The following is a 25005-nucleotide window of genomic DNA, read 5'->3' as shown; positions in this document are numbered from 1 at the left end:
ATCCGCCTCTAGCTACCCATTTGGTCAGCTTTATTGCTCTAAATCGGGAAAAAACTGCATAAGGGCCGCCGGGCGACTGCGAATTACCCTTCGAGCCGCGCCAAAACCAGTGGTTGCGGTACACTTGGCACTTTTTTGGGGGAGCACGCCCTCCTCTCTTCAATCAGCCGAGAAGCCCATGCCGATCCGTCATTGCATCGTCCACCTGATCGACAAAAAACCCGACGGCACACCTGCAATTCTCCACGCCCGCGACTCGGAACTGGCCGAGTCGAGCGCCATCGAGAACATGCTTGCCGACCTCAACGAGAGCTACAACGCCAAACAAGGCAAGGCCTGGGGTTTCTTCCATGCCGAGTCGGGCGCGCACCCGTTCAGCGGCTGGCTGAAGGAATACCTCGAGGGCGGCAAGGATTTCACGGCGTTCAGCCGGGTCGCGGTGGAACACCTGCAAAAACTGATGGAAGAGTCGAACCTCTCTGTGGGCGGCCACGTGCTGTTCGCGCATTACCAGCAGGGCATGACCGATTACCTGGCGATCGCGCTGCTGCACCACAGTGAAGGCGTTGCAGTGACCGATCAGCTGGACGTGACCCCGTCCCGGCACCTGGATTTGGGCCAATTGCACCTGGCGGCGCGGATCAACGTCTCCGAGTGGCAGAACAACAAGCAGTCCAAGCAGTACATTTCGTTCATCAAGGGCAAGAACGGGAAAAAAGTTTCGGAGTATTTCCGCGACTTTATCGGTTGCCAGGAGGGCGTCGACGGCCCGGGCGAAACCCGCACCCTGCTCAAGGCTTTCAGTGATTTTGTTGAAAGCGAAGATTTGCCGGAAGAGTCCGCCCGCGAGAAAACCAAAACATTGGTGGATTACGCCAGCAGCCAGGCCAAGCTCGGCGAACCGATGGGCCTGGAAGAGCTCTCGGAACTGATCGATGAAGAACGCCCGAAAGCCTTCTACGATCACATCCGCAACAAGGATTACGGCCTGTCGCCGGAAATCCCGGCGGATAAACGCACCTTGAATCAGTTCCGTCGCTTCACCGGCCGCGCCGAAGGATTGTCCATCAGCTTCGAAGCGCACTTGCTGGGCTCGAAGATCGAATACGACGAAGAAGCCGGCACGCTGATTATCAAGGGCCTGCCCACGCAGCTGACCGATCAGCTCAAGCGACGCAACTGATGCTCAACGGCCTGCTGAAAAAATGCCTGCTGATCCTGCTGGTGGTCGTGGTTTACCAGAACTGGGGCAAGATCGAGCGGGTATTCAATCCGAGCCAGGTCGTGTCCGAGCAGACCCAGACCAAAGCCAACGTCGTGCTCTACGCGACCGAGTGGTGCGGCTACTGCAAACTGACGCGGCGCTTTCTCGATCAGAAAGGCATTCCTTACAAGGAATTCGATATCGAGAAAGACGCCGAGGCGCGCAAGGCCTATGAGGCGTTGGGTGGCGGCGGGATTCCGATCATCGATGTGAACGGGACGTTGATTCGTGGCTACGACCCCGACGCGATCCTCGCAGCCCTGAAGTAACCCATCTGACTTACTCAATCCCTGTGGCGAGGGAGCTTGCTCCCGTTGGACTGCGCAGCAGTCCCTTTTTTGGGGCCGCTTCGCAGCCCAGCGGGAGCAAGCTCCCTCGCCACAGGTGTGTTTATCCATGTTTCTCTATGCGGAAGCCAAACCGCGGAAAGTGCACATGCACCACGCCGCCACGCTCGTCTTCTCGACGCAGAATTAATTCTTCCCTGCCCGCAAACAGCAACTCCCCGGCCACCGGGTCAACCCCGTAATCGGTCGCCGCGATCAGTACCTGCTGACCCGCCTCAAAACCATTCGGCTCATCGAACTGCTCATTCGGCAATGCGGCCGGTGTGGCGTTGCGCGCAACCTCCAGCGCTTCCTCGGATGACATCTCGCTGAACGCGCCATGCCCGAAGCCCATCACACGTCCAAACCACGCCGACACCGCCGGATAAGCATCCACCAATGGTGAAGTCACGGGCGTGGCCTTGAGAAACCACAACGGATGGGCCAGGGCAAAGTCGGCAATCGACGGCTCGCCAAACAGGAAGTCGCCCTGCTCACGCTGAAGCTGCTGCTCCAGGCGTGCCATGAGGGTCGGCCATTGATGCCTGGCTTGCTCGGCGGACAACTTAGTAGCGCTGCCACCGCTGAACAGTCCGGCGCGATCCGCCAGAAACGCCTTGATCGCTTCCGGCGGCAAATTGCCGAAACGCACCGCTATCGATTCCGGCTGAAACACTAGGCTGACCGCATGCTGGAAAACCACCGAATCGGCCCAGGCAGCGAACGTCGCGGCGATCATTTCCTGACCTTCCGGGAAGAAGGCCGGCAAGGCTTTTTCCTGCTCCAGACGACGGGCAATCAGCGAAGTGTCGCAATAAATGTCAGCACCCATCTGCAACACCGGCGTCCTGCGGTAGCCACCGGTCAGCGCGGTCAGATCAGGTTTTGGCATGATCGGCGCGATCTTCACCGAGCGCCAGGACAGCCCCTTGAAGCCCATCAGCAAGCGGGCCTTTTCAGCGAAAGGGGACGTCGGGTAATGATGGAGAATCAACTCAGACATGCTCGGCTCCGCCGCACGGATAATGAATCCGCAGCTTAGCGCGCAATCGACAAGCAGCCTACGGCTCTGCCTGATGGGAGCTTATCAGTCAGGTTGATAAGCCCGCAGCAGCGCTCGCGACCAGACATTCCTTGGCGCTTTTCTTGAGTTTTTTGATCAAGCGTTCTTGCCGCAGTGCGTCGCTTTTGTCGCGGCAGACCTCGGTATAGACCAATGCCACAGCAGGACTGGAGAGGAAGAAGCGTGCGCCCTTGCCACTCTGGTGAGTGGCGAAGCGGCGGACGGGATCGTCGCTGATCCCGCAGTACAGCGAACCATTGGCCGCGCGAACGAGGTAGACGAACCAGGGTTTGGCCACCGGCGTGTCGGCGTCGACATGGATTTCGCTGAGGGTAGTCACGTAACGATCAAGGCTTGTAGGAAACAAGCCGCGATCTTATCAGCGACTGGCCTGGAATGCCTTCAGACCCTTCAACGCTTGAGCGCGAACGGCATTTCTCACCGCTGGCGTCCAACCCAGCAAAAGCCCCTTGAAACCCAGCGCCTGCCGCGACCAGGCCCACATATCGAAGCTGTCATGGTGTTCGCAAATTTTGCCGTCACGAAAGAGGAACTGTGCCTGAATATCGTTGACCACCGTGTTGCCGGTCTGGCTGAACAGGTAGGTCGCGACCCAATGCGCGCCCCCCGTGCGTTCCTCGGCTCGAACATTGTCGAACGTCAGGGAAAAATCCTTCGCCCGAGTCGTGAGCATGCGCCACATGTCGCCGGCATCGCGGCCGCGCAGTTCGCCGAATGCCGGATCGCTGAACAGCACATCGTCGGTATAGCAGGCGCTCATGGCCTCGGCATCCAGCCGCTGAAAGGCTTGGTAGAACCGGGTAATCAATGCGCGGTTGGCTTCACTCATGGACAGGCTCCGAACGGTTGAAAGATTGCCTGCACGATAGTCTGCAAATGCACGAAACACTATTGGCATTCGTGGCGGGAATACCCTGAGGTGCGCCGAAACCTAATGCACCATGCCGCTATCACGGGCGTAAGCAAAGAGATCCACATCCGTGGAAATGCCCAGCCTCTGCATGGCCATGCTTTTCTGTTTACTGATCGTCGACACGCTGCGTTTGAAGTAGCTGGCGATTTCACTGACGGTCATGCCGCTGGCGAGCATTCTCACCACTTCATGTTCTTTGGCCGACAGCGAAGGGGAATGCGATTGAGCAGCGATGTCTGCCTGAGCCAGCGCCGTACGCAAGGACTCGCTGATGAAACGCCGCCCTTCACCCACCGACTTGATCGCCAGGGGCAGCTCCGTCGCCGAGGCATCCTTGGCGACGATGGCCATAACGCCTTGTGCGAATGCCACTCTCAGCGTCGCAACGTTGGCAAACATCGTGACCAGAATAATCGGCGTCGAAGCGTAGTGACGTCTAACCGTGCTCAGCATCTTCAGTCCATCGGCTTGTCGGTTGCCCGGCATGGAGAAGTCCGTGATCAACAGATCGCAAGGCGTGGTTGAGAGAAGGCTCAACAGGCTGTCCGGACCATCGGCCTCACCCACGACCACACACGTGCGACTTAGATCGATGAGCATCCGTAACCCGATGCGGACGACGGGATGGTCGTCAGCAATAATTACGCGCATTGTCGGATTTATCCTGTTTGGTGACTGGAATACGCGAAAAATAACGCCGTCCTATTCCGACCACAACGACCAAATCCCGACCGCATAACCACCTGCCCCAACGTATCCGGGACCCTGTCCTTTCTCTGATAAAACAAAAGGAACCGGCCTACGTTTTAAAGCTACGCAGCTCACACCAAAAGACTACAGACAACACAACGGAACATGAGATCTGTAGCCCGCCATGAACTTTCATACACCCGGCCACGCTTTTTCGTATTAGTTGCATTCCGCCCGGCTACCTCGACCGATAGATTGCGCCCTGCCTGCACAGGGCAAACTCCCAACAATCTTTCATCAAGGAAGAGCCGACACATGAACAAATCCATATCCCTCCTGACAGCTGCTTTGTTACTGACCGGCGCGTCGTCGGCGTTCGGGGCATCCACTACCGACCTGACCGTGACGGGCACCATCACACCGGTGGCCTGCACCCCCACTCTGGCCAATGGCGGCATCGTTGATTACAAGAAGATTTCGGCGAAGGACCTGAAGCCAACCACTCACACCCGCCTCAAGGATCAATCCATCCAGCTCACCATAAACTGCGATGCATCAGCACAGTTTGCGATCAGCGCCTCCGATAACCGCAAGGACACAGCAAGCCTGGGCAATTCGACCTTCGGCCTGGGTTTGATCAACGTGAATGAAAAACTGGGCTCCTACCAATTGAGTTTCGTCAACCCGGTCGGCGATGTCCCGGTGAACGCGATGTACTCGAGAAACAAGGGCGACACCTGGAATCGGCTTGACGACGACACAGCGATTTTACCGACGGACTGGGTCGGCTTTGGCAACCGGATCGGCAGTGACTGGACGCCCGATTTCCTTCAGAACGTTACGGTGGATATTGCACTGGCCACCCAGATTGCTCCCACCAACAACCTGACCCTGACCGACGAAGTGACGCTCGACGGTTCCGCGACCCTGCAAATCGAGTACCTGTAACCCGACTTCATTTAACGGGCAACGTCAGGCATGCGGCGTTGCCCGCTCAATCAAAGGACAAACGATCATGGACAGATGCTCCCTTGTATTTTGGCCTCCCTTGTTGATCGCCTGCGCACCCGCGGTTTCTGCCGCCAGCAACACCGAATTGAGCGTCACCGGGTTGATAACCCCCAGCGCTTGTACACCCAGCCTGTCCGGCGACGGTATCGTCAACCACGGCAAAGTGACGTTGAAGGATCTGAATCCGGACCAGCCCACAAGCTTGCAAAACGGCACGTTGTACCTGGATGTGAACTGCGAAGCCGCCACGCTGTTTACCCTGACGACGATCGACAATCGCGACGGTTCTTCAGCCATTCACCCGAACCACCATGGACTGGGCGTCATTAACGATGATCAGAATCTTGGCAGTGTTGCATTCGGGCTGTTTGATGCGGTGGCCGATAACGCGCCAGTGAAAACCATCATGTCCCGTAACGACGGAACCCACTGGCGAGTCTCTTCCTACCTGGGACATGCCGGCCTGACGTCGTTCGCGGCATTGACTGACCTGACCACACCGATCGCCATTAAAGACCTGAAGGCCCGACTCACGGCCTTTACCACCATCGTTCGTGCGGACGACCTGACGCTGACCGACGAAATCCCCATCGACGGGAGCTTCACCGTGCAGCTGAATTACTGACAGGCCGGTGTTCCCGGCACCTTTTTATTCGAACACTCAACGAGACACGTCATGACGTTGTTTTCATCTGTCGCCCGCCCTCTATTCCATGGCGGGATCGTTACACTCGCCCTCTTGCTGGCCGCACCGGCTCAGGCTGACGGCATGGTTCCGAACACTTCGGTGGTCATCGTCAACGAGGCCGATGGTGAAGCGTCCGTTTCCGTGACCAACACCGATGCCAACCTGGCATTAATGCATGTCACCCTCCAAAACATCGCTGAGGACAGCGAATCCCTGGTGTTCGTGACGCCTCCGCTGGCACGCGTCGAAGCGGGTAAAACCCAGTTGGTCCGGTTCATTCTGCAAACGGAAAAACCCTTGGTTACTCAGCGTTTGAAGCGGGTGATTTTCGAAGGCATCCCCCAAGGCAAACCTGCCACGAAAATCGGACAGGCACGGGTAGGCGTGACCGTGCGCCAAAACTTGCCGGTGATCCTTCACCCCAAAGGCCTGGCACCCAATCGCAGTCCGTGGACCGGCCTGCAATGGTCATTGAAGGACGGTCAACTGGCCGTGCGCAACGATACGCCTTACGTGGTTCGCCTCAGCCAGGAAGTGCAATTGTTGCCTTCCGGCAGCAGCGCGATGTTGCCGAAAACCTATGTGTTGCCCGACGAGCACATCAGCATCAAGGCGCCTGAAGGGGCTGCCACTCAGGTGCGCTTTCAACCGGCGACCGTCTATGGCTTTGCGGTGCCGCATTACGAGGCGCCCCTTCAATCCTGACACCCACCTGACAGCGCCATGAAGGAACAATGAGCGCCGATATTGCAGGGCGACGGCCGATTCGCCGTTGCCACGGGTGTGCCTGTAACCACGAGACGCCGCAACAACCCAAGTGAACCTGATGAACACAGTATCGATTGACCGTGTCAGCGAAGCCGTGCCCGTTATTCGGGCCGCCGCTCGCCCTGACCCGTTGTGGCGGCGAACCACAGTGGCGCTGCTGCTGAGCAACACGCTGATGATGCCCGACGTCCATGGGGAGGTTTCGTTGCCGACGTCGTTCGACAAAGACACGTTGGTGCAGCGAGGTATCGATCCGGGGTTGGCGACATTGCTGATGCAGGCACCGCAGTTCACGGCTGGCAGGCACCCGGTCACGCTCACCGTCAACGGCCAGCGTCATGGTCGGGTCGACGTCACGTTCAATCGTGAAGGTGCATTGTGCTTCGATCGCGTGCTGCTGGATGCCGCGAACCTGAACGTGCCCACCCGCATGCTGGACGACAGTCAGTGCCACGATTTTCTCGACACCTCGCCGCAGACAATCATCGAACCGGATCCTGCGAGCCTTGCCCTGTCGCTGATCGTACCCACCGATGCGATACGCCCCGTTGCCCGGGATTATTCCGGCTATCAAACCGGTGGCATCGCCGGTTTGCTCAATTACGACGTCAACGGTTTGCACAGCCGCTCCGGCGAGCGTACGAGCCGCTACGCCTCGGCCAACACCGAACTCGGTTTCAACGCCGGTGACTGGATCGTGCGCAGTCGTCAGGTGCAGACCTGGCAGGACGATGTTTCCCGCACCACGCACATTGCCGCCTACGCCCAGCGCACCTTCGCCAGTCAGGAAGCGGTGCTGCAGGCGGGTCAGATCAACCTCTACAACCCGGTGCTCACCGGTGCGCAGATCACAGGCGTGCAAGTGCTGAATGAGCAAGCGCTGCAGGTCGAAGGGCAAAGCGCGGTCATCGAAGGGATCGCCAACAGTCAGGCGCAGGTCGACGTTCGCCAAAACGGTTTGCTGATCCATTCCACCGTAGTGCCCGCCGGCCCCTTTGCGCTCAACAATGTGCGGCGCCTCAATACCCGCTCCGATGTCGAGGTCACCGTCAGGGAAGCCGACGGCAGCGAGCGCAGCTTTGTCATCCCTGCCGCGATGCTCGGCATCGGCTTACCGGCTCCCGGTTACTCGCTGGCGGCCGGCCAAGTGCGCGGTGACAGCGATGCACAGGGCGGCGATCCCTGGGTGATCAGTGGTGGCTGGAGTGGCGCACTTCACCCGCAAGTCTTGCTCAGCACTGGCCTGACCGGCGCCACCGACTATCGCGCAGTGGGTGCCAGTGTGGGCCTGTTGCCCACGCCCGTTACACAGGTTCAGGCCACCCTGACAGGCGCCACCGCCAGTGGCGAAAATTCCAGTCAGGGTCTTCAGGCAGACCTGAGCGTATCGCACCGTTTGAGCGAGCAGTGGGCGCTCAATGCAGGAGGTTCTTACCGGACCCTTGGCTACCGGGAACTGGAAGACACAGTGTTCGACGAATCCGGCGACAACGATTCCGCTTACCGCGACCAGCAAAGCGCCGCCCTGTCGTGGTCCCATCCCTGGCTAGGCGCCTTCAGCAGCGGTTTCAGTCGGTCCAGTTCATTCAACGGCCAAAGCAGCAGCCGCGCGCTTGCCTCATGGGGGACCAGCATCAAGGGAGTGTCTGTCTCTTTAACGGCGGAATGGCAGGTCAGCGGCACGGACCGCAGCGATGACAGCGTCTACCTCAATCTCAGCATTCCACTGGGTGAGAATCGGCGGGCGCGCTCCTGGGTACGCAACTCCTCTGGCGAATACCGCAGCGGTGTGGGGTTGAGTGAGCAGATCAACGATCAACTGGCTTACCGGCTCGGCATTGAGCACGACTCGCGTGACAAACAGGTGCAGTCCACTGCCGGCATCTCGCTGTTACCGCGCTACAGCCAACTGGACCTGAATTACACCCGCGCCGACGCCGAGCGTTCCAGCTATCAGGCCAGCGCCCGGGGCGGCGCCGTGCTGCACGGCGATGGCGTGACGCTGTCGCCTTATCCGGTGAGCGACACGTTCGCGCTGCTGTCGGTGGGCAACATGGGCGCCATCAAAGTGGCGACACCCAGCGGTCCGGTCTGGACCGACTGGCAAGGACAGGCCGTGGTCCCGCAAGTGGCGGCGTACGGCCGCAGCCCGGTGGAAGTCGACACCAAAACCCTGCCGCGCAATGCCGACATCCATAACGGACTGGCGGTGATTTCTGCCGGGCGTGGCGCCGTCGACACTATCGAATTCAGCATCACCATGACCCGCCGTGCCTTACTCAAAGTCACCAGCGCCAACGGCTTACCCCTGCCGTACGGTGCATCCGTGAATACCGAAGACGGAGAGTTTGTCACCCTGGTGCAGGACGGTGGCCTGGTTTTTCTGCCCAACGTTCTCCAGTCACGCGCACTGTGGATCAGCGCTCCAGGACTGGATCGCTGCGAACTCCGATTCGAACTGCCGGCCGACATCGACACCCTGGCGTATTACGAAACCGCCCCCGCCAAGTGCCAGGCGCTCTGAGAATAACTTCATGAAACTGTCCCGCTATTGGCTCTTGACCCCCGCTCTGTTGCTGAACGGATTTGCCTCGCCCGCCTGGGCGTCCTCTGACGACTGCCAGTTCAACCTGAGCCAGGCTGTACTCGATTACGGATTGATGAACCGGGCGATTCGCCCGGATTCAGCACCGGAGCGCACCCTGGGAGTGCGCCAGCTGAGTCTGAGCCTGAACTGTGCACAGCCCATGGACATGACCCTGTTCTACCGAGCCATGGCCGCGACGGCCACACGCTTTCACTTTGCCGACCGAGGCAACTACCTACTGCGCATCCGCGACGCCGTACTCGATGGTCAGTCGGTTGATCTGGGGTTGGTCGACGGTGTCGGCAAGCCCGCTGCCGAATCGGCGAGGAACATGATCTGGCGACCAGGCTACGGGGTCACTCCGGTGCAGGCCGGCGTGCCGATGCACGGCCGGAATTTCTCGGCACACCTTGAGCTGACGGCCTGGGTTAAAGATGAAGGAATGCAGGTGCGTGATGCCGTCACCTGGGAAACTTCCGGCGTGTTCGACGCCGTCGCTGCCGGGCGTACCAGGGAGGCTATCTTACGCGCCCGCTTCGCGCCTGCAGCTTGCGAACCGGTGCTGTCCAACGGCGGCGTGGTTGACTTCGGAACGCTGTCCAAAAACGACCTGAACCCTGACAAGAGCACGCGCCTGCCACCCAGGTCTCTGACGTTAAGCGTTGGCTGCGACGCTCCCACATCGTTTGCCCTGATCATGCATGACAACCGCGATGGCACGGCGACGGCCACCAACGAGATCTACTACGGCCTGGGTACGGACAATCGCAATAACAGGATCGGCCTGTATTCACTCAACATCGATCCGGTCAACGCCAGCGCCGACAGCTTCGCCCGCCTTTTTCGCTCCGACTCCACCACCGGCGGCGTGGCCTGGAGCAGCGCCAGCACCAACCCGATCCCCCTCGCCAAATCGAGCTATCTGGGCTTTACCGCCAGCGCCGGCAGCAATGCTGGTCCCGTGCTAATCCAGAACCTCAGCACCACGGTGACCGTCGACGCTGTCATCGCGCCCACCAACAGCCTGGATTTGAGCAGCGCCATCGAGCTTGATGGCGCGGGGACGATCGAAATTATTTACCTGTAAAACACAACCCGTCTTACTCAGACTTTTTCGCTTACGACCTGAACGTACAACGAACGCCCGGCGCCGAGGCCAGCAACAATTGCGCCGAGGCCGATCACGCCGAAGATCCAGCCCAGCGCCGTCCAGCCGCCGGTCCAGTCATGGACGATACCGACCGCGAACGGCCCCATCGACGCCAGGGTATAACCGAAGCCCTGGGCCATGCTCGACAGGTTGGCCGCAACATGGGCATCGCGCGAGCGCAGCACGATCAGGGTCAGCGCAAGGCTAAACGTACCGCCCTGCCCCAGGCCGAGCAGGATCGCCCAACCCCACAAGCCTTCGATCGGCGCATAGAGACAGCCGAACAGACCGCCGAGGGTCAGCAGCATGACCACCACAATCGCCAGACGCTGATCCTTGCCGCGAGTCGCCAGCCAAGGCGCCGCCAGAGAACTGGCCAACTGGACGATCACCGAGCCCGAGAGCACCAGACCGGCCTGAGTCGGTGTCAGCCCACGACCGATCAGGATCGACGGCAACCATCCAAACACGATGTACGCCAGCGACGATTGCAGGCCCATGTACAACGTTACTTGCCAGGCCAGTGGATCACGCAACAGACCGCGAACCCTGTACGCAACGTTATGTGCGCCGTGTTTCTGGCCGACTTGCGGCAGCCAGAAAATCGCCGCGACCAGCGCCGGCACTACCCAGAAACCAAGGCCCAGGGCCCAGCTCTTGTCGAAATGCTCGCTCAACGGCACCGTGGCACCCGCCGCCATCGCCGCGCCCAGGCATAGCGCCATGGTGTAGACGCCCGTCATGGTCCCGGCCTGTTTCGGGAAATCGCGCTTGACGATGCCCGGCAACAAAACGCCGATCACACCGATGCTCGCGCCGGCCAGCACACTGCCGGCAAACAGGCCGATCTCACCGAACGAACTGCGCAAGATGATCCCGCCGGCCAGCATCAGCAGAATGCCCAACACCACGCGCTCGGCGCCAAAACGTCGCGCCAGCAAGGGCGCCAGCGGAGCGAACAAGCCGAGGCAGAGTACCGGCAACGTCGTCAGCAAACCGGCCTCGGCCGCCGACAAGGCGAGGGTCTTCGAGACTTCGCTGAGCATCGGCGCCATGCTCGACAGCGCCGGGCGCAAGTTCAGCGCCACCAGAATCAGACCCAGCAGCAACAGCCACGGACGCCGCAGGATCGGGTGATGCTGCTGGACCTCTTCGTCATCGGCCTCGGCGTCGATCAGCAGCTCTTCGAGTTCTGCGGTGCGCTTGGGTTGAGTGATGTTGTCGCTGGACATGGAGTTCTCGGTTTCAAGGTTCATTGATCAACTGCCTCGACAGGGCCTTGGCCCGTTCCGGATCGCGTTGCTCGACGGCATCAAGCAGTTCGATATGAAGGTCGAACACCTCTTGGCGTCGGGGGGTGATGTTCAGGGTCTGGCGCAAATGCGCGCCGACGATGCTGGAGAAATAGCGATACAGCTCGCTAAGGGTCGGGTTGTGCGCGGCGTCCACCAGACGGCGGTGGAACACCAGATCGCAGGCGATGTAGCTGTCGAGATCGCCGTGGTAATGACTGCCGCTGACGCCCAGTGCTTCGCGCAAGGCCACCAGGTCTTCGTCCGTTCTGCGCAGGGCAGCGAGGCCGATGGCTTCGACTTCAAGGATGTGCCGGGTCTCGCGAGCCTGCTCGTGGGAGCAGCGCGACAAGGCTTTCATGGTGTCCAGCGGATCGATCACCGCCCGCAGGTAACTGCCGTCGCCCTGACGGATTTCGATCAGCCCGGAAAACGCCAATACGCGCATGGCTTCGCGCACGGTGTTGCGGCTGATGCCCAACTCCGCTGATAGCTCAGGTTCGGTGGGTAAACGCTGGCCGACCTTCCATGCGCCGTTATTAATGCGCTGGCGCAGTTCATCCAGAGCCTGATCGACCAAGGATCGTTTAACAAGTGGAGAAATGTCTGACATAGGATTCGCCCTTTCATCCAATCATAGGATGAATTTTCTGACATGTTAGTCAGCATCCTTAAGGAGAACAACCGCCAAGGTGAGACAAACACAGAATTTGTGGCGAGGGAGCTTGCTCCCGCTTGAGTGCGCAGCACTCAAAATAGTCAATCGCTGCCAACGCCTTGGGGCCACAGCGCAGCCCAACGGGAGCAAGCTCCCTCGCCACAGAAAGTTTAAATTTCAGGCAAAAATAAACCCGGAACATGTCCGGGCTTATTTCAACGCCTGTGCAGGATCAATGCAGAATCTGGCTCAGGAACAGCTTCGTCCGCTCATTCTGCGGATTATCGAAGAAGTCGTTCGGCGCAGCCTGTTCGACAATTTCACCCTTGTCCATGAAGATCACGCGATTGGCCACGGTACGGGCAAAGCCCATTTCATGGGTTACGCAGAGCATGGTCATGCCGTCTTCGGCCAGGCCGATCATGGTGTCGAGTACCTCTTTCACCATTTCCGGATCGAGTGCCGACGTCGGTTCGTCGAACAGCATTATTTTCGGTTTCATGCACAAGGCACGGGCAATCGCCACACGCTGTTGCTGACCGCCGGACAGTTGCCCCGGGTATTTATGCGCCTGCTCCGGAATGCGCACGCGTTCGAGGTAATGCATGGCGATTTCTTCGGCCTGGCGCTTGGGCATCTTGCGCACCCACATCGGCGCCAGCGTGCAGTTCTGCAAGATGGTCAGGTGCGGGAACAGGTTGAAGTGCTGGAACACCATGCCGACTTCACGGCGGACCGTTTCGATCTGCTTGAGGTCGTTGGTCAACTCCACGCCATCGACCACGATGCGGCCCTGCTGGTGTTCTTCCAGACGGTTGAGGCAACGGATGGTCGTCGACTTGCCGGAACCCGACGGGCCGCAGAGGACGATTCGCTCGCCCTGTTTGACGTTCAGGTTGATGTCTTTCAGCACGTGGAACTGGCCGTACCACTTGTTCACGCCCTGCATCTGAATAATGCCTTCGGGGCTCACTGTCTTTTTGATTGCTTCGCTCATTACAGAACTTCCCAAATTAGGTAGCGACTTAGCGCTTGTGCCCAGTGTCGAGCTTGCGTTCCAGATGCATGGAATAGCGCGACATACCAAAACAGAAAATCCAGAACACCAGGGCCGCGAACACATAGCCTTCAGTGGCCATGCCCAACCATTTCGGGTCGGCGGCAGCTTGTTTGACGCTGTTGAGCAGGTCGAACAGGCCGATGATGATCACCAGGCTCGTGTCCTTGAACAGCGCAATGAAGGTGTTGACGATGCCGGGGATTACCATCTTCAGGGCTTGCGGCAGAATCACCAGGCCCATGCTGCGCCAGTAACCGAGGCCCATCGCTGCAGCCGCTTCGTACTGACCTTTGGGAATCGCTTGCAGACCGCCACGCACCACCTCGGCCACGTAGGCCGACTGGAACAGGATCACGCCGATCAACGCCCGCAGCAGTTTGTCGAAGTTCATGCCTTCGGGCAGGAACAACGGCAGCATCACCGAGGACATGAACAGCACCGTGATCAACGGTACGCCGCGCCAGAATTCGATGAAGGTCACGCAGACCACGCGAATCGCCGGCATGTTCGAACGACGGCCCAAGGCCAGGACAATCCCCAGCGGCAACGCGCCGGCAATGCCGACAGTCGCGATCACCAGGGTCAGCATCAGGCCGCCCCATTGGCTGGTGGCCACCTGGGTCAGGCCGAAAACGCCGCCATGCAACAGGCACCAGGCAATGATCGGGTACAGCACCAGGAAGCTCAGGCCATACACCGCTTTACGGTGAAAGCGCGAGATGAACAACGGTGCCACACCGATGACCGCCAGCCACACGGTCAGGTCTACACGCCAGCGCAGTTCCGGCGGGTAGTAGCCGTACATGAACTGGCCGATGCGCTGCTGGATGAACACCCAGCAGGCGCCTTCCTTGGTGCAGTCGGCGCGGGTGGTGCCAACCCAGTTGGCGTCCAGGATCGCCCACTGCAGGATCGGCGGGACCACCAGGTAAATCAGATAGAACGCGAACAGGGTCAGCAGGGTGTTGAGCCAGCTGGAGAACATGTTCGCGCGCATCCATGCGATCACACCGATGCTGCTGCTCGGTGGGGGCATGTCGGGTTTGAAAGTATGAGTACTCATGCGCTTTTCCTTACCGCTCGATCAGCGCAATGCGCTTGTTGTACCAGTTCATCAGCAGGGAAATGCTGATACTGATCGCCAGGTACACGCTCATGGTGATGGCAATCACCTCGATCGCCTGCCCGGTCTGGTTCAGCACCGTACCGGCAAACAACGACACCATTTCCGGATAACCGATACCGGCCGCCAGCGAGGAGTTCTTCGCCAGGTTCAGGTATTGGCTGGTCAGCGGTGGAATGATCACGCGCAGGGCTTGCGGGATGATCACCTTGCGCAGGGTCGGACCGTTGCGCAGGCCCAACGAGTGCGCCGCTTCGGTCTGGCCGTGGCTGACCGACTTGATGCCCGAACGCACGATCTCGGCGATAAACGCCGCGGTGTATACGGTCAGGGCCAGGGTCAGCGCCAGCAGTTCCGGGATCAGCACCCAGCCACCAACGAAGTTGAAGCCTTGCAGCTTGGGCATTTCCCAGTGCAGAGGCGCACCGAAGATCAACGCGCACAGTGCCGGGATCACCACGATAATCGCCAGGCCGGTCCAGAACTTGCGGAACGGCACGCCGGTCGCTTCGAAACGTTTATTGGCCCAGCGGCACATCAGCACGATGGCGACAATGGCCACGACGACGCTGACCGCGAACGCCCAGAAACCATCAGCCATCAGTGCGGCCGGCATGTTCAGGCCGCGGCTGCTGACGAAAAAGGTATCGCCGAAGTTATGACTGTTGCGCGGCCCCGGCATGGTCAGGAATACCGCGAAGTACCAGAACAGGATTTGCAGCAGCGGCGGAATGTTGCGGAAGACTTCCACATAAACAGTCGCCACCTTGGCAATGATCCAGTTCTTCGACAGTCTTGAAACGCCGACGATGAACCCGAGGATCGTCGCCAGGATCACGCCGATGAAGGTCACCAGCAGTGTGTTGAGCAGGCCGATGACAAACACCCGGGCATAGCTGTCCGATTCGGTGTAGTCGATCAGGTGTTGGGCGATGCCGAAACCGGCACTGCGCTCCAGAAAGCTGAAACCGGAGGTAATGCCCCGGTGTTGAAGGTTGGTCTGCGTATTGTCGAACAGGTACCAGCCCATCGCGACCACCGCCACAACGGTGATGATCTGAAATAGCCACGCACGCACTTTGGGATCGCTGAGGCTGAGCCTCTGCTTTGGTGCGCCGATTGAATTTTGCATGAAGTGCCCCGGATGTAATGGAACAGAACATCACCCGGCAGTTGGCCTACCGGGTGATAGAACCATCAGCGCACTGGTGGTGCGTATTGAATGCCGCCAGCGTTCCACAAGGCGTTCAGCCCGCGGTCGATTTCCAGCGGAGTGCCCTTGCCGAGGTTTTTCTCGAACACTTCACCGTAGTTGCCGACCTGCTTGACGATCTGCACGACCCAGTCTTTCTTCACTTTCAGGTCTTTGCCGTATTCACCGTCGGTGCCCAGCAGACGAGCGACGTCCGGGTTCTTGGTGCCCTTGGCTTCAGCTTCGACGTTTTTCGAAGTGACGCCTGCTTCTTCGGCGTTGAGCATGGCGTAGCCAACCCAACGAACGATTGCCAGCCACTCGTCGTCGCCGTTACGCACGACCGGGCCCAGTGGCTCCTTGGAAATGGTTTCCGGCAGAACGACGTAGTCCTTCGGCGAAGCCAGCTTGCTGCGCTGGGCGAACAGCTGGGATTTGTCGGAAGTCAGTACGTCGCAACGACCGGATTCCAGCGACTTGGCGCTTTCGTCGGAGGTGTCGAAGGTGATCGGGGTGTACTTCAGGTTGTTGCCGCGGAAGTAGTCGGAAACGTTCAGCTCGGTGGTGGTACCGGCCTGGATGCAGATGGTTGCACCGTCCAGCTCTTTGGCACTTTTAACGCCCAGCTTGTTGTTTACCAGGAAGCCGATGCCGTCGTAGTAAGTGATGAAGCCAGGAAACTTCAGGCCCATACCCGAATCGCGGGAGCTGGTCATGGTGGTGTTGCGCGACAGAATGTCAATTTCGCCAGACTGCAGCGCGGTAAAGCGCTCTTTGGCGTTCAACTGACTGAACTTGACCTTGGTCGCGTCGCCGAATACGGCAGCAGCAACAGCGCGGCAGTAGTCAGCATCGATACCAACGATCTTGCCAGTCGAATCCGGAACCGAGAAACCAGGCAGGCCATCGCTGACGCCGCACTGTACGAAACCTTTCTTCTGCACTGCATCCAGGGTTGCACCCGCCTGAGCGAACCCGCTGACACCGAGTACTGCGGCTGCAGTCACGATGGCCAGGGTGGATTTCAACATCTTCATTCAAACCTCCAGTTTTGCTCTTGTTGTGTCGGAGCTTGAGTCCTGTCGCACCCTTATGAGGCGTAGTCGACCCGTGTTGGCTTTTTTTGGGGTCAACCGACGTAGGACCTGCGCTATGAGTCTAGTAGGAGAAAATCCAAATCATGGACCACTCACTTCTCACCAATCGGCCGAACGGGCTGTAGCCCTTTCACGTTCGCGAAGCCCGTAGCGGCCGCTGGCGAACATCCATCACCGGATTCTTGCTATCCCACCAACTACAATGGCCTGATAGTGTTACCGCCAGGCGTGGGATTTTCAGTACAGGCTTTCCCATAGCAAAGCCCGTACCAGACCGCTCGCCAAAGCCGTTCGGCGACAGGTCAATAGCAAAACTTGTACCCTTGCGACATCTTCTTAACGGATCAACCTGACGCGCACTCACCTCTCGCACTGAATGAGAGCGCACGCACAAAATTGGAGCAGCCATGACCGAGCCCTTGATTCTTCAACCCGTCAAGCCCGCAGACGCCTGCGTTATATGGCTGCACGGCCTGGGCGCTGACCGCTACGACTTCCTGCCGGTGGCCGAAGCCTTGCAGGAAAGCCTGCTGACCACCCGCTTCGTTCTTCCCCAGGCACCGACCCGCGCCGTCACCATCAACGGCGGATACGAGATGCCGAGCTGGTACGACATATTGGCCATGAGCCCCGCGCGCGCAATCAGTCGTGAGCAGCTGGAGGCGTCGGCGCAAAGAGTTTTTGATTTGATAGAAGAACAGAAGGCCAGCGGAATAGACGCCTCGCGGATTTTTCTGGCAGGTTTTTCACAGGGTGGCGCCGTCGTGTTGCACACCGCGTTCCTGAAATGGCAGGGGCCGTTGGGTGGCGTACTTGCCCTCTCCACTTATGCACCGACATTCAGTGATGAACTGGAGCTTTCCGCCAGCCAGCAGCGCATTCCCGTGTTGTCTTTGCACGGCCAGTACGATGACGTCGTTCAAAACGCCATGGGCCGGTCCGCCTACGAGTATTTAAAGCACCATGGTGTCACCGTGACATGGCAGGAATACCCAATGGGCCACGAAGTGTTACCCGAAGAAATTCGCGACATCGGCGTCTGGCTGGCTGAGCGTTTACGCTAAAAGCTACCCATTGATCCATCCCACTACGCCGCGCCCGATTCTTGCATTACACTGGCCGGCGTATATTCCTTAACCAATCGATGAGATGACCGTGCTCAAAGCACTCAAGAAAATGTTCGGTAAAAGCGAGACTGAGCAGCTCGCGCCAGTTTCCAGCGCTCCGTCTCACATCCCCAGCCACCGCACCGACGGTAATCAGCCTGGCCGGACCGCAACCGTAGCGGCACCGAAACACGAGCCTGTGACCACACCGGCCACCCAACCTGTAGAGACTTTCGCCGCCGAGACACCGCGCAGCGAAACACCGAAACCTGCAAAGCCGCGTCGCGAACCGAAACCGAAAGCGCCGGTCATTCCCTGGAAACTCGAAGACTTCGCCGTCGCCCCCCAAGAAGGCAAAACCCGTTTCCACGATTTCAAACTTGCTCCGGAACTGATGCACGCCATCCAGGACCTGGGCTTCCCGTATTGCACGCCGATCCAGGCGCAAGTGCTGGGCTTCACCCTCGCGGGCAAAGACGCCATCGGTCGCGCCCAGACCGGCACCGGCAAAACCGCCGCGTTCCTGATTTCGATCATCACGCAACTGCTGGAAACCCCGCCACCCAAGGAACGCTACATGGGTGAACCGCGGGCACTGATCATCGCGCCGACCCGCGAACTGGTGGTGCAGATCGCCAAGGACGCCGCCGACCTGACCAAGTACACCGGCCTCAACGTCATGACGTTTGTCGGTGGCATGGACTTCGACAAGCAGCTCAAGCACCTCGAAGCCCGTCACTGCGACATTCTCGTGGCCACCCCGGGCCGCCTGCTCGACTTCAACCAGCGCGGCGACGTGCATCTGGACATGGTCGAAGTCATGGTGCTGGACGAAGCCGACCGGATGCTCGACATGGGCTTCATCCCACAGGTGCGTCAGATCATTCGCCAGACGCCGCCGAAGGACGAACGTCAGACGCTGCTGTTCTCTGCGACTTTCACCGAAGACGTGATGAACCTCGCCAAGCAATGGACCACCGACCCGTCGATCGTCGAGATCGAGTCGCAGAACGTGGCCAGCGAAAACGTCGAGCAACACATCTACGCCGTTGCCGGTGCCGACAAATACAAACTGCTCTACAACCTGGTCAACGACAACGGCTGGGAGCGGGTGATGGTCTTCGCCAACCGCAAGGATGAAGTGCGGCGCATCGAAGAACGTCTGGTGCGTGACGGGGTCAACGCTGCGCAGCTGTCCGGCGATGTGCCGCAGCACAAACGCATCAAGACCCTGGAAGGTTTCCGCGAAGGCAAGATCCGCGTGCTGGTCGCCACCGATGTGGCCGGTCGCGGCATCCACATTGACGGCATCAGCCACGTGATCAACTTCACCTTGCCGGAAGTCCCGGACGATTACGTGCACCGCATCGGTCGTACCGGTCGTGCGGGCGCAGATGGCGTGTCCATCAGCTTCGCCGGTGAAGATGACTCCTACCAGCTACCGTCTATCGAGGCGTTGCTGGGTCGGAAAATCAGCTGTGAAACGCCGCCGACGCATCTACTGCGGGCAGTTGAGCGTAAGCGCCCGTAACTCGGGCCTTACTGAAAAGGGCGCAGCCGGCAACGGGCTGCGCTTTTTTTTCGCCCCGATATTGCTCGAGACAACTAAAAGTCCATAATAGACAAATTAGTTTACTTTCAGCGCCCGGAGCCGACCATGTCCAGTACGCCTTACGTGATCACCCAATCCCAGGCCCGCGAACTGCTGGCGCAGGTCGACGTGCCGCAGATCCTGCGCAAGCTGTTCCGCGACCTGGCCACCGGGCAAGCGGTACAACCAGCGCAACAGTGGGTGGAATTCCCTCAGGGCGCTGGCGATTTCATCAACTACCTGGGCGTGCTGGCTGAAGATGGCGTCTACGGGGTCAAGACGTCGCCTTACATCGTGCGTGAGCAAGGTCCGTTGGTGACCGCCTGGACGTTGTTGATGTCGATGCAGACCGGCCAACCGTTGCTGCTTTGCGATGCCGGCGAGCTGACCACCGCACGCACGGCCGCGACCACCGCCGTCGCCGTCGATGCCCTCGCCCCGTTGAAGGTGCAACGCCTGGCGATTATCGGCAGCGGCAAGGTGGCTCAGGCGCATCTGCATTACGTCAAGAATCTGCGCGACTGGCAGAGCATCAGCCTCTATTCGCCGAGCCTGAGCGATAAAAATCCTGAAACGCTGGCACAGCTCAAAAGCCTCGATCCACGCCTGACCATCGCCGACAGTCGCGAAGCGGCGATTCAGGACGCCGACGTGATCATGCTCTGCACCTCCTCCGCAGGCCCGGTGATCGACCCATCACGCTTGAGCAAACCGGCGCTGATCACCTCCATCAGCACCAACGCCCCGCGCGCCCATGAAGTACCGCCGCAGAGCCTCAATGACATGCAAGTGTTCTGCGACTATCGTCAGACCACTCCGGGGTCGGCGGGCGAAATGCTGATTGCCGGTGAGCAACATGGTTGGGACAAGAACACGATCGTTGGCGACCTGCCTGATCTGCTCAGCGGCAAGGTGCAGCGTCCTGACTACAACCGTCACGTGTTCTTTCGTTCCATCGGACTGGGCCTGGAAGACATCGCGCTGGCCAATGCCATCTACCGCCTTAAACCCTGACACCACCGAACCCTTGTAGGAGCGAGGCTTGCCCGCGAAGAACGATGATGCGGTGTATCTGACCGACCGCGGCGATCCTTTCGCGGGCAAGCCTCGCTCCTACCAAAGCACCCGATTTGCGCACTACAGGAGACGTTCATGAGCCAGGCAGACTTCATCATCATCGGCGGCGGGATTGCCGGCGCTTCCACCGGTTTCTGGCTGTCGCAACACGCCCGGGTGATCGTGCTCGAACGCGAGTCCCATCCGGCCTATCACTCCACCGGACGCTCCGCCGCCCTGTATACCGCGGCCTATGGCACACCGCAGGTTCGCGCGCTGACCCAGGCCAGCCGCGACTTCTTCGACGCGCCGCCCACCGGTTTCTGCGAACACCCGCTGCTGACTCCGCGCGGAGAGATGACCGTGGACTTCACCGGCGACCCGGCCGAGCTGAACAATCAATACCTGAGCGCCAAGGCCACGGTGTCGGAGATGCAACTGCTCAGTGCCGATGAAGCCTGCGTGCGCCTGCCAATCCTGCGTAGGGAAAAAGTCCACGGCGCGATCTACGACCCGACCGCCAGTGACATCGATACCGATGCCCTGCACCAGGGTTATCTGCGCGGAATCCGTCGCAATAAAAGCGAAGTCCATACCGACAGCGAAGTGTTGAGCCTGACGCGTACTGCCGAAGGCCTGTGGCAGGTTCAAACCAACGGTCAGACCTTCAGCGCACCGACCATCATCAACGCGGCAGGTGCCTGGGCCGACAAGATCGGCGAGTTGGCCGGCGCCAAGCCGCTGGGCCTGCAACCGAAGCGTCGTGCGGCGTTCATTTTTGCCGGCCCCGAGGGCGTGGACATCCACCATTGGCCGATGCTGGTCAGCCTCGACGAATCCTTCTACATGAAGCCCGACGCGGGGATGTTCCTCGGTTCACCGGCCAACGCCGACCCGGTCGAACCCCACGACGTGCAGCCAGAAGAGCTGGACATTGCGATGGGCATCTACCAGATCGAAGAAGCCACCACCCTGACCATCCGCCGTCCGACCCGCACTTGGGCCGGCCTGCGCAGCTTCGTCGCTGACGGCGATCTGATCTGCGGCTTCGATCAACACGTGCCCGGGCTGTTCTGGGTCGCGGCACAAGGCGGTTACGGCATCCAGACATCACCCGCCATGGGCCAGGCCGGCGCTGCGCTGGTACGCGGTGAAACCTTGCCCGAACAGCTCAGCCGTTTCGGCCTGGACGCCGAGATGCTCTCCCCCGCTCGCCTGGGCTGATTGTCATCCTCAGGTGACGTGCCGACACGATTGCGGCAAACTTCCAGCGCCCTTTTTGCAGGGCGCTGACGCTGCCTGGAGCTCCACTGTATGAACGCACCTGAAAAAGACCCGGCCCTGGACAACTACCGGGCAATCGCCGATGCGATCGCTACGTTGTTCTTCCCTCATGCCGAGGTGGTGCTGCACGACCTGCGCACGCAAAAAATCGATTACATCGCCAACAATCTGTCCAAGCGGGAAGTAGGCGATGACGCAGCGCTGGAGGATATGCTCAGCGACGATGTCAGCGAACGGAACATCGGGCCGTACGAAAAGCTCAATTGGGATGGCCAGAAGATTCGCAGCCTGAGCAGTGTCTTGCGCGACAGCGACGGCCATCCGCTGGCGGTGCTGTGCATCAACCTGAACATTTCGCTGTTCGAAAATGCCAAGGCTGCGCTGGATCTGTTCCTGTCGCCAAGCAAGCTGATTCCGCAGCCGGAATCACTGTTTCGCGATGACTGGCAAGAGCGGATCAATACCTTTCTGCACGCCTGGCTGCGCGAACGTCAGCTGAGCCTGAACCTGCTGACGCGCGACCATAAACGCGAACTGGTGCTGGCGCTCCACGCCGAAGGGGCTTTCAAGGGTAAAAGCGCTTCGAACTATGTGGCCAATGTGCTGAACATGGGGCGGGCGACTGTTTACAAGCATTTGAAGGAATTGAAGGGTTAAGCCCTGAGATGTGCGCTGGCTGAACGGGCCTCTTCGCGGGCAAGTCGGATCGCCGCCCGCTCGCTCCTACAGGGAACGCGTTTCTCTGTAGGAGCGAGCGGGCGGCGATCCGACTTGCCCGCGAAGGCGATTTATCAGTCGCCGTAGATGTCCGACTTGAAATACTTCTCGGAAATCTTCTGATACTCGCCACTCGCACGAATACCGTCGATGGCCGTGTTCAGCTCAGCGACCAACTCGCTGTTGCCCTTGCGCACCGCAATCCCGGCGCCCTCGCCCACGTACTTCGGATCCTTGAGCTCCGGCCCGGTAAAGGCATAGCCCTTGCCACGCGGCATCGCCAGGAAGTCACTCAGCGGAATGGTGTCGGCAAAAATGGCATCGAGGCGACCGGCTGCCAGGTCCATGTAGATTTCTTCATTGTTGCCATAGCGCTTGACGTTGATGCCCTTCGGTTCAAAAACCTCGGTGGCGTAACGGTCAGTGGTGGTTGCACGCTGCACACCGACAGTCTTGCCCTTTAGGCTGGCGTACTGGTCATCCATGGCCGCGCCTTCCTTCATCACCAGACGCGATGAAGTGAAGTAGTACTTGTGGGAGAAGTCGACCGACTTCTTGCGGTCTTCGTTAATGGTCATGGACGACAGCGCCATGTCGATTTTCTTCACTTTCAGGGAAGGAATCAGACCGTCGAACTCGCCTTCGACCCACACACACTTGACCTTCATCTGCGCGCACAGGGCATTGCCGATGTCATAGTCGAAACCGACGATCTCGCCTTTGTCGGTCTTGGACGCGAAGGGCGGGTAAGCGGCTTCGATACCGATGCGCAAGGTCTTGTCGGCGGCGAACAGCGTGCTGCACGCCAACAAGCTCAGCGCCAGACCGGTGATGAGGGGGAATTTCTTCATGTTCGTTCTCTCGCGGGTTGTTGTTGGTTTGGCAAGACAGATGAAGAGCAGAAACGGGAGAAGCCTTTTTTGTACTTATAATTCCATACTGGACTTTTATGTATAGATCGTCAATCGAGCGGACACAGTTGAATCTGGCCGATGGTCGGGTGGTGAGTCAGGGAGTTATTGGGTGAAGCGGATGACCCCATCGCGAGCAGGCTCGCTCCCACAGTTGATCTCCAGGAACACAAATGTTGTGTACGACGAAGATCCCCTGTGGGAGCGAGCCTGCTCCGGGCGGCGTTCCGACGATGGCGTACCTGAGAACACTGAAGATCTACTGCTTCCAGCGATCCGCCGCTGCATGATCACTGTCACGCCCTTCTACCCAACGCGATCCGTCACGGGTGTTTTCCTTCTTCCAGAACGGCGCACGGGTTTTCAGGTAGTCCATCACAAAGGCGCAGGCGTCGAACGCCGCCTGGCGGTGGGCGCTGGCGGCGCCGACGAAGACGATCGGCTCGCCTGGTTCCAGGGCGCCGATCCGGTGCAGCACTTCAAGCTTGAGCAGCGGCCAGCGCTGCTCGGCCTCAAGGGCGATTTTGCCGAGGGCTTTTTCGGTCATGCCCGGATAGTGCTCGAGAAACATCCCGGCCACATCGAGCCCGTCATTAAAGTCGCGCACGTAGCCGACGAAACTCACCACCGCGCCGACGCCGACATTGGCGGCGTGCATGGCATTGACTTCAGCGCCCGGATCGAACGCCGTGGACTGCACGCGAATCGCCATGATCAGCCCCCGGTGACGGTTGGAAAGAACGCCACTTCATCACCCTCAGTCACCGGCTCGTCGAGCTGGCAGAGGTCCTCGTTGCGGGCGCACATCAGGTTCTGCTCGCTCAGCACATCGGCACCGTCACGCTGAGCCAGCAGCGCACGCACATCGTCGACCGTGGCGAAATCGCCTTCAACCTTTACCGAATCCACGCCGAGCGCTTCGCGGTAACGGGCAAAAAACTTCACGGTGACGTTCATGGCTGATCTGCCTGGAAATGGCCGCTCTTGCCGCCGAGTTTTTCCAGCAAGCGCACGCTTTCGATGGTCATGCCACGGTCCACGGCCTTGCACATGTCGTAGATGGTCAGCGCAGCGACGCTGGCAGCGGTCAGAGCTTCCATCTCGACGCCGGTCTGCCCGGACAACTTGCAGCGCGCGACGATGCGCACGGTGTCATCGCCTTCGGCGCTGAGCTCGACTTTAACGCCGGTGAGCATCAGCGGATGGCACAGAGGAATCAGATCGCTGGTTTTCTTCGCTGCCTGAATGCCGGCGATGCGCGCCACGGCGAACACATCACCCTTGGGGTGACCGCCGCTGACGATCATCTGCAGGGTTTCGGGCAGCATGCGCACCAGCGCTTGGGCCGTCGCTTCACGGAACGTCACGGCTTTTTCGGTGACGTCGACCATGTTGGCGCGACCTTGGGAATCGAGATGAGTCAGCACGGGGTTACTC

At 59.6% G+C, this 25005-nt stretch carries 26 protein-coding genes; 12 read left to right on the top strand and 14 right to left on the bottom strand.

Features of this window, described 5'->3' with window-relative positions; genetic code table 11:
• Nucleotides 1-178: 178 nt before the first annotated feature.
• Together yejK and ACA070_RS04935 are read left to right on the top strand one after the other, a co-directional pair.
• Entirely contained in the window at nucleotides 179-1183 is a 1005-nt protein-coding gene (gene yejK, locus ACA070_RS04940) for a nucleoid-associated protein YejK (RefSeq protein ID WP_497450268.1), read from the top strand.
• Nucleotides 1183-1533 carry a glutaredoxin family protein gene (locus ACA070_RS04935; protein ID WP_497450267.1) on the top strand — a complete coding sequence of 117 codons (351 nt, stop codon included), beginning with the start codon at nucleotides 1183-1185 and terminating at the stop codon, nucleotides 1531-1533. The genes yejK and ACA070_RS04935 overlap by 1 nt, the downstream gene beginning before the upstream one ends.
• A gap of 121 nt (nucleotides 1534-1654) precedes the next feature.
• Here the strand turns inward: ACA070_RS04935 and ACA070_RS04930 are convergent, their stop codons facing one another.
• From ACA070_RS04930 to ACA070_RS04915, 4 genes are all read right to left on the bottom strand, one after another.
• Complete coding sequence (locus ACA070_RS04930; RefSeq protein WP_497450266.1) at nucleotides 1655-2593, bottom strand: glutathione S-transferase family protein; 939 nt, start codon at nucleotides 2591-2593, stop codon at nucleotides 1655-1657.
• Nucleotides 2594-2681: 88 nt separating this feature from the next.
• The gene (locus ACA070_RS04925; RefSeq protein ID WP_497450265.1) at nucleotides 2682-2993 is read right to left on the bottom strand and encodes a GIY-YIG nuclease family protein; all 312 of its coding nucleotides are present in this window, start codon (nucleotides 2991-2993) and stop codon (nucleotides 2682-2684) included.
• Nucleotides 2994-3032: 39 nt separating this feature from the next.
• Nucleotides 3033-3503: a nuclear transport factor 2 family protein gene (locus ACA070_RS04920; protein ID WP_497450264.1), complete on the bottom strand. Its 471-nt coding sequence runs from the start codon at nucleotides 3501-3503 to the stop codon at nucleotides 3033-3035.
• A gap of 102 nt (nucleotides 3504-3605) precedes the next feature.
• Complete coding sequence (locus ACA070_RS04915) at nucleotides 3606-4238, bottom strand: response regulator (RefSeq protein ID WP_497450263.1); 633 nt, start codon at nucleotides 4236-4238, stop codon at nucleotides 3606-3608.
• 354 nt (nucleotides 4239-4592) lie between these two features.
• Between ACA070_RS04915 and ACA070_RS04910 the strand changes: the two genes are divergently transcribed.
• The 5 genes from ACA070_RS04910 (at nucleotide 4593) to ACA070_RS04890 (ending at nucleotide 10418) form a co-directional block, all read left to right on the top strand.
• Complete coding sequence (locus ACA070_RS04910) at nucleotides 4593-5225, top strand: DUF1120 domain-containing protein (protein WP_497450262.1); 633 nt, start codon at nucleotides 4593-4595, stop codon at nucleotides 5223-5225.
• A 67-nt stretch (nucleotides 5226-5292) separates the two neighbouring features.
• A complete protein-coding gene (locus ACA070_RS04905) occupies nucleotides 5293-5913 on the top strand; it encodes a DUF1120 domain-containing protein (RefSeq protein ID WP_497450261.1) in 621 nt (206 codons plus the stop codon).
• 51 nt (nucleotides 5914-5964) lie between these two features.
• Nucleotides 5965-6681: a fimbria/pilus chaperone family protein gene (locus ACA070_RS04900; RefSeq protein ID WP_497450260.1), complete on the top strand. Its 717-nt coding sequence runs from the start codon at nucleotides 5965-5967 to the stop codon at nucleotides 6679-6681.
• 121 nt (nucleotides 6682-6802) lie between these two features.
• Nucleotides 6803-9268 carry a fimbria/pilus outer membrane usher protein gene (locus ACA070_RS04895; protein WP_497450259.1) on the top strand — a complete coding sequence of 822 codons (2466 nt, stop codon included), beginning with the start codon at nucleotides 6803-6805 and terminating at the stop codon, nucleotides 9266-9268.
• Nucleotides 9269-9278: 10 nt separating this feature from the next.
• A complete protein-coding gene (locus ACA070_RS04890) occupies nucleotides 9279-10418 on the top strand; it encodes a DUF1120 domain-containing protein (protein ID WP_497450258.1) in 1140 nt (379 codons plus the stop codon).
• Between the two features lie 17 nt (nucleotides 10419-10435).
• On the opposite strand, the gene ACA070_RS04885 is transcribed toward ACA070_RS04890, so the two are convergent.
• The 6 genes from ACA070_RS04885 to ACA070_RS04860 all read right to left on the bottom strand — a co-directional run bounded on the left by ACA070_RS04885 (nucleotide 10436) and on the right by ACA070_RS04860 (nucleotide 16843).
• Nucleotides 10436-11737, bottom strand: coding sequence for a CynX/NimT family MFS transporter (locus tag ACA070_RS04885; protein WP_497450257.1), 1302 nt, complete (start codon nucleotides 11735-11737; stop codon nucleotides 10436-10438).
• Complete coding sequence (locus tag ACA070_RS04880) at nucleotides 11727-12386, bottom strand: FadR/GntR family transcriptional regulator (RefSeq protein ID WP_497450256.1); 660 nt, start codon at nucleotides 12384-12386, stop codon at nucleotides 11727-11729. Before ACA070_RS04880 ends, ACA070_RS04885 begins: the two co-directional genes overlap by 11 nt.
• A 277-nt stretch (nucleotides 12387-12663) precedes the next feature.
• Nucleotides 12664-13428, bottom strand: coding sequence for an amino acid ABC transporter ATP-binding protein (locus ACA070_RS04875; RefSeq protein ID WP_497450255.1), 765 nt, complete (start codon nucleotides 13426-13428; stop codon nucleotides 12664-12666).
• Nucleotides 13429-13456: 28 nt separating this feature from the next.
• A complete protein-coding gene (locus ACA070_RS04870) occupies nucleotides 13457-14554 on the bottom strand; it encodes an amino acid ABC transporter permease (protein WP_497450254.1) in 1098 nt (365 codons plus the stop codon).
• A gap of 10 nt (nucleotides 14555-14564) precedes the next feature.
• Entirely contained in the window at nucleotides 14565-15746 is a 1182-nt protein-coding gene (locus ACA070_RS04865) for an amino acid ABC transporter permease (RefSeq protein WP_497450253.1), read from the bottom strand.
• Between the two features lie 65 nt (nucleotides 15747-15811).
• On the bottom strand, nucleotides 15812-16843 hold the full coding sequence (locus ACA070_RS04860; RefSeq protein ID WP_497450252.1) for an amino acid ABC transporter substrate-binding protein: 1032 nt from the start codon (nucleotides 16841-16843) through the stop codon (nucleotides 15812-15814).
• A 467-nt stretch (nucleotides 16844-17310) separates the two neighbouring features.
• On the opposite strand from ACA070_RS04860, the gene ACA070_RS04855 reads away from it, so the two are divergent.
• The 5 genes from ACA070_RS04855 to ACA070_RS04835 all read left to right on the top strand — a co-directional run bounded on the left by ACA070_RS04855 (nucleotide 17311) and on the right by ACA070_RS04835 (nucleotide 22597).
• Entirely contained in the window at nucleotides 17311-17967 is a 657-nt protein-coding gene (locus ACA070_RS04855; protein ID WP_497450251.1) for an alpha/beta hydrolase, read from the top strand.
• 85 nt (nucleotides 17968-18052) lie between these two features.
• Nucleotides 18053-19540 carry an ATP-dependent RNA helicase RhlB gene (rhlB, locus tag ACA070_RS04850; protein WP_497450250.1) on the top strand — a complete coding sequence of 496 codons (1488 nt, stop codon included), beginning with the start codon at nucleotides 18053-18055 and terminating at the stop codon, nucleotides 19538-19540.
• A 126-nt stretch (nucleotides 19541-19666) separates the two neighbouring features.
• The gene (locus ACA070_RS04845) at nucleotides 19667-20614 is read left to right on the top strand and encodes an ornithine cyclodeaminase family protein (protein WP_497450249.1); all 948 of its coding nucleotides are present in this window, start codon (nucleotides 19667-19669) and stop codon (nucleotides 20612-20614) included.
• A 138-nt stretch (nucleotides 20615-20752) separates the two neighbouring features.
• The gene (locus tag ACA070_RS04840; RefSeq protein WP_497450248.1) at nucleotides 20753-21880 is read left to right on the top strand and encodes an NAD(P)/FAD-dependent oxidoreductase; all 1128 of its coding nucleotides are present in this window, start codon (nucleotides 20753-20755) and stop codon (nucleotides 21878-21880) included.
• Nucleotides 21881-21970: 90 nt separating this feature from the next.
• A complete protein-coding gene (locus tag ACA070_RS04835) occupies nucleotides 21971-22597 on the top strand; it encodes a helix-turn-helix transcriptional regulator (RefSeq protein ID WP_497450247.1) in 627 nt (208 codons plus the stop codon).
• Nucleotides 22598-22731: 134 nt separating this feature from the next.
• Here the strand turns inward: ACA070_RS04835 and ACA070_RS04830 are convergent, their stop codons facing one another.
• The 4 genes from ACA070_RS04830 to moaC all read right to left on the bottom strand — a co-directional run bounded on the left by ACA070_RS04830 (nucleotide 22732) and on the right by moaC (nucleotide 24995).
• Nucleotides 22732-23508, bottom strand: a complete 777-nt coding sequence (locus tag ACA070_RS04830) for an ABC transporter substrate-binding protein (RefSeq protein ID WP_497450246.1) — start codon at nucleotides 23506-23508, stop codon at nucleotides 22732-22734.
• Nucleotides 23509-23827: 319 nt separating this feature from the next.
• The gene (gene moaE / locus ACA070_RS04825; protein ID WP_461979689.1) at nucleotides 23828-24280 is read right to left on the bottom strand and encodes a molybdopterin synthase catalytic subunit MoaE; all 453 of its coding nucleotides are present in this window, start codon (nucleotides 24278-24280) and stop codon (nucleotides 23828-23830) included.
• 2 nt (nucleotides 24281-24282) lie between these two features.
• A complete protein-coding gene (gene moaD, locus ACA070_RS04820; RefSeq protein ID WP_497450245.1) occupies nucleotides 24283-24525 on the bottom strand; it encodes a molybdopterin converting factor subunit 1 in 243 nt (80 codons plus the stop codon).
• Nucleotides 24522-24995, bottom strand: a complete 474-nt coding sequence (gene moaC / locus ACA070_RS04815; protein WP_059406245.1) for a cyclic pyranopterin monophosphate synthase MoaC — start codon at nucleotides 24993-24995, stop codon at nucleotides 24522-24524. The genes moaD and moaC overlap by 4 nt, the downstream gene beginning before the upstream one ends.
• Nucleotides 24996-25005: the final 10 nt, after the last annotated feature.

Source organism: Pseudomonas sp. LBUM1678 (assembly GCF_059695575.1).
The sequence above is the reverse complement of the archived record's forward strand: the minus strand, read 5'-3'. Positions and strand labels throughout refer to the sequence as shown.

Coding starts and splice junctions, on each gene's coding strand:
- yejK (WP_497450268.1), top strand. CDS start 179: ATGCCGATCCGTCATTGCATCGTCCACCTGATCGACAAAAAACCCGAC.
- ACA070_RS04935 (WP_497450267.1), top strand. CDS start 1,183: ATGCTCAACGGCCTGCTGAAAAAATGCCTGCTGATCCTGCTGGTGGTC.
- ACA070_RS04930 (WP_497450266.1), bottom strand. CDS start 2,593: ATGTCTGAGTTGATTCTCCATCATTACCCGACGTCCCCTTTCGCTGAA.
- ACA070_RS04920 (WP_497450264.1), bottom strand. CDS start 3,503: ATGAGTGAAGCCAACCGCGCATTGATTACCCGGTTCTACCAAGCCTTT.
- ACA070_RS04915 (WP_497450263.1), bottom strand. CDS start 4,238: ATGCGCGTAATTATTGCTGACGACCATCCCGTCGTCCGCATCGGGTTA.
- ACA070_RS04910 (WP_497450262.1), top strand. CDS start 4,593: ATGAACAAATCCATATCCCTCCTGACAGCTGCTTTGTTACTGACCGGC.
- ACA070_RS04905 (WP_497450261.1), top strand. CDS start 5,293: ATGGACAGATGCTCCCTTGTATTTTGGCCTCCCTTGTTGATCGCCTGC.
- ACA070_RS04900 (WP_497450260.1), top strand. CDS start 5,965: ATGACGTTGTTTTCATCTGTCGCCCGCCCTCTATTCCATGGCGGGATC.
- ACA070_RS04895 (WP_497450259.1), top strand. CDS start 6,803: ATGAACACAGTATCGATTGACCGTGTCAGCGAAGCCGTGCCCGTTATT.
- ACA070_RS04890 (WP_497450258.1), top strand. CDS start 9,279: ATGAAACTGTCCCGCTATTGGCTCTTGACCCCCGCTCTGTTGCTGAAC.
- ACA070_RS04885 (WP_497450257.1), bottom strand. CDS start 11,737: ATGAACCTTGAAACCGAGAACTCCATGTCCAGCGACAACATCACTCAA.
- ACA070_RS04880 (WP_497450256.1), bottom strand. CDS start 12,386: ATGTCAGACATTTCTCCACTTGTTAAACGATCCTTGGTCGATCAGGCT.
- ACA070_RS04875 (WP_497450255.1), bottom strand. CDS start 13,428: ATGAGCGAAGCAATCAAAAAGACAGTGAGCCCCGAAGGCATTATTCAG.
- ACA070_RS04870 (WP_497450254.1), bottom strand. CDS start 14,554: ATGAGTACTCATACTTTCAAACCCGACATGCCCCCACCGAGCAGCAGC.
- ACA070_RS04865 (WP_497450253.1), bottom strand. CDS start 15,746: ATGCAAAATTCAATCGGCGCACCAAAGCAGAGGCTCAGCCTCAGCGAT.
- ACA070_RS04860 (WP_497450252.1), bottom strand. CDS start 16,843: ATGAAGATGTTGAAATCCACCCTGGCCATCGTGACTGCAGCCGCAGTA.
- ACA070_RS04855 (WP_497450251.1), top strand. CDS start 17,311: ATGACCGAGCCCTTGATTCTTCAACCCGTCAAGCCCGCAGACGCCTGC.
- rhlB (WP_497450250.1), top strand. CDS start 18,053: ATGACCGTGCTCAAAGCACTCAAGAAAATGTTCGGTAAAAGCGAGACT.
- ACA070_RS04845 (WP_497450249.1), top strand. CDS start 19,667: ATGTCCAGTACGCCTTACGTGATCACCCAATCCCAGGCCCGCGAACTG.
- ACA070_RS04840 (WP_497450248.1), top strand. CDS start 20,753: ATGAGCCAGGCAGACTTCATCATCATCGGCGGCGGGATTGCCGGCGCT.
- ACA070_RS04835 (WP_497450247.1), top strand. CDS start 21,971: ATGAACGCACCTGAAAAAGACCCGGCCCTGGACAACTACCGGGCAATC.
- ACA070_RS04830 (WP_497450246.1), bottom strand. CDS start 23,508: ATGAAGAAATTCCCCCTCATCACCGGTCTGGCGCTGAGCTTGTTGGCG.
- moaE (WP_461979689.1), bottom strand. CDS start 24,280: ATGGCGATTCGCGTGCAGTCCACGGCGTTCGATCCGGGCGCTGAAGTC.
- moaD (WP_497450245.1), bottom strand. CDS start 24,525: ATGAACGTCACCGTGAAGTTTTTTGCCCGTTACCGCGAAGCGCTCGGC.